Raw genomic sequence first — 3,617 nt, forward strand, 5'->3', positions numbered from 1 at the left:
AGGAACCGTTACGGCCCAGGTAGTGCCGGTAACGGTGCCGAAGAAGTTTTGCGTACCAATAGTGACGGTAACCTGGGTGCCGGTTGGCACACCGCTTACCGTCCCCGTGATGGTCGTCCCCGCAGCCAACTCTGCCGAACTGGCGATATTATCGCCAAAGGCGGCATTGAGCGTAATGGCTGGCGCATTCTGGGTATTGACGTTAATTGGCACCGGTACAGACTGGCTGTTTCCCTGCGGGTCGGTGACGCTGAAGCCCAACTGTGAGGTTCCCTGCGGCAGCGACTGCAGATCCCCTGCCGGAATAGTCATGCTCCAGCCACCGTCACCGTCAATGACCGCGGCAATGGTTTTGCCGTTGATGGGCAGCAGCACCGTCAGGCCCGGCGTACCGGTTCCGGTGATGGTTTGATCCAGCAGCGACTCAGCGATATTGACCCGGTTATCCTCAAGGAAGGTCCCTGCCGTCTGCACGGCAAGCAGCGGCCGCGTCAGATCGACACCGACGGTATGCGTAGCCTGGGCACCATTCTGGGCAGCATCCACCGCCGTGACGGTCACAGGGTAGGTGATACCGTCAGCGAGGGTCTGCACCACCGACTGTGGCACGATAAACTGCCAGTTGCCGTTGCTGCCCACGGTCGCGCTGTAAGGTGCACCAGCGAAGGTAGCGCTGATCACCGTCCCCGCTGCCAGATTGGTCGACGAGCCGCTAATGAGCAGGTCACGACCCTGCTCCTGAATATTGACGATGTCATCCTGCGCTACGGTATTGACGGTCAGCGTCGGCTGAGAAGCTGGGGTGGCCGCGAAGGTGACGTTCTGCGCCCCCGTCGCCACGTTGCCAGCACGATCGGTCACCTGCACGCTGATGGTTTGCGCCCCGTCAGCCACTGCTGCCAGCGCCGTAGGCGGAATATCCAGCGTCCAGCTGCCGTCGGCAGCGACCTGAGCGGTATAGCTCTGGCCGCTCAGGATCACCGTAACGGTCTGTCCCTCTTCTACCCGCGTGGTGGTGCCGCCGATCGTCAGCGGGCTCTGCGCTTCCAGCGCGTTGACAAAGTTGTCTGCCGACACGGTATTCACCGCAATCAGCGGGGCATTCAGCGGCGAGGCATCAAGGATGAAACTGCCCGGGGTAGTAATGGTGTTCCCTGCCGGATCGGTGATCCTCGCTGAGATCGCCACCGGACCGTCGGCAACGTTTGCCAGCGCTCCGGCTGGCAGGGTAATGCTCCAGGTCCCGTCCGGCTGCAGGATCGCATCGTAGTTCTGGCCGTTGACCAGCACGATCACCGCCTGCACGTTCTGGGCATCGTATGGCCCACCGGTACCGCTGATCACAATCGCCCCGCTGGCTTCGCTGCCGTTGATGGTGTTATCCACCGTCACGTCATTAATCGTCAGCTGCGGCGCTACGGTATCGATGTTCAGCGGTGCGGTCTGGGTATTCTGGTTGCCCGCCGCATCCGCGACGGTGACCGTCACCGTATGCGATCCCTGTCCCAGCCCACTGATTTGCGCTGGCGTCAGCGGCAGCGTCCAGTTGCCGTTGGCATCCACCGTACCGGTTATTGGCGCGTTGTTGTCCAGCTGGACGGTGACGGTCTGACCTGCGCCACGGCTGCCGGTCGTGCCGGTTAACGCTCCGCCTGCCGCAGCCTCAACGATATTGATAGTGCCATCGCCAAACGGTGTGTTGATCGTTGCCAGCGGCAGCTGCTGGGTAATAATCACGAACTGCTGCTCGCTGGACAGTGGCGTGCCATTAACATCGACCGAGGAGACAGTCACGGTTGTCGTACCGTCGCTGATAAGCGCGGCAGCGGCATTCGGTACGTTCACGGTCCAGAAACCGCCGCCGTTTACTACGCCCTGGTACTGCTGCCCGTTAAGGGTAACGGTAACCGGCGTACCTTCAGGAATGCGCACCGACGAGCCACTGATGGTGATCCCGTCGCTGATATCCGCCAGGCTGATGGCGTTATCCCCTTCTACCGGGTTGATCAGCAGCGCGCTGGCGGTGGAGTCAACAGCAAAACCGACGTTCAGCGGTGCAGAGGCGTTGCCCGTGCTGTCCGTGACCGTCACCGTAAGCTCCTGTGGGCCGTCGACAAGGCCGCTGAGGGCCGCAGCCGGAACCTGTACCGCCCAGCTGCCGTCGGCGTTAACCACGCCGCTGAGCGGCTGGCCGTTGACGGTAAGGGCCACCGTTGCGCCTGGTTCGGCAGGTATAGTGTGGCCGGTTAGGGTAAAGCCATTTGCCAGTTCAGCAGGATCGAGCACGTTATCACGGGTAACCGGATCGACCACCACGTTCGGCGGCGTCGCGTCCAGGCTAACGTCCCGGGTAATAGTCGTTGCGTTACCGGCCCCATCGGTCACGGTTACGGTATAAACGACCTGCCCGTCAGGCAACGCAGCCAGCGCACCGGCAGGCAGCGTCACCACCCAGCTACCCGGCGTTGCGCCCGGCAGGGCCGTGTAGCCTGCTCCGTTGATGTCGACCGTCACCTGGGCGGCATCCGGCGAGATAATATTGATCGCCTGGTTGCTCTGCACCTCCGTACCGTTAAGCGTATCCGTACCGTTGATCGGCTGGACGGTCACCTCCGGCGGCACTTTATCCACGTTGAACGGGATGGTCTGGGAAGCGTCGTTGCCTGCGGCATCGGTAACGGTGACGTCGAACGATGCCGGGCCGTCCGGCAGGATCGTCATCGCCCCGGCAGGCAGGACAACCGACCAGCTGCCATCGGCGGCAACGGTGCCGGTGTACTGCTGCCCATTGAGCGTCGCCACAACCGACTGTCCTGCGCCGGTCACGAACTGATCACGTTCAGACTCGGTAAGGTTCACCACCCCATCACCAAACGGCGTATTGACCACCGCCTGCGGCAGATCGTTAACGATCACCGTAAAGGTATGGCTGTCGATGACGACACCGTCAGGCCCGGTTGCGGTGGCGGTCACCACGGCAGCGCCGTCGTTCAGCGCCAGCAGGTCGGCAGAACCTATCGTCACCTGCCATGCACCATTTGGAGCAATCTCGCCAACGTAGTTTTGACCGTTAAGCGTGACGGTTACGACGGTACCTACCGGAAGCCCGGCGCTGTTACCGTTGATCACCAGATCGCTGCTCGCTTCATCAAAATTCAGGTAGTCATCGCTGGAGATAATGCTGATCGCCACCGCATCAACGGTGGTATCAATGGTAAAGCTGTGCTCGACCGACGTGTTTTGGCCGTAGCCGTCGGTAACGCTAACGGTCAGCGTGTTGGTGCCGTCTGCAAGCTTTTGCCGCTCCACCGCAGGCAAATTCACGCGCCAGCTGCCGCCTGCATCCACGGTGCCCTGATAGCTGCCCGAGCCGAGCGTCACGGTAATCACGCTACCCGGCTCGGCATTGGTCACCGTTCCCTGAAGGATCTGATCGACCTTGATCTCTGCCGCATCCAGATCGTTACCGTCGGTCAGCGCCTGGACGTTAAGCGCAGGTAAGGCGGTTTTCACATCAATATTTTGCGTCACGGTTTGGGTGTTACCGGCCGCATCGGTCAGCGTCGCCGTCAGCGGATAGCTACCCTGGCTCAGCTGCTGCAGATCGGCTGCCGGAA

General features: G+C 61.5%; 1 protein-coding gene. It reads right to left on the minus strand.

What is annotated here, in order from left to right:
* A partial coding sequence (locus FN633_RS18325; RefSeq protein WP_154058768.1) for a beta strand repeat-containing protein occupies positions 1–3,617 on the minus strand: 3,617 nt, incomplete at both ends.

The organism is Pseudescherichia vulneris (assembly GCF_902164725.1).
GTDB lineage: Bacteria > Pseudomonadota > Gammaproteobacteria > Enterobacterales > Enterobacteriaceae > Pseudescherichia > Pseudescherichia vulneris.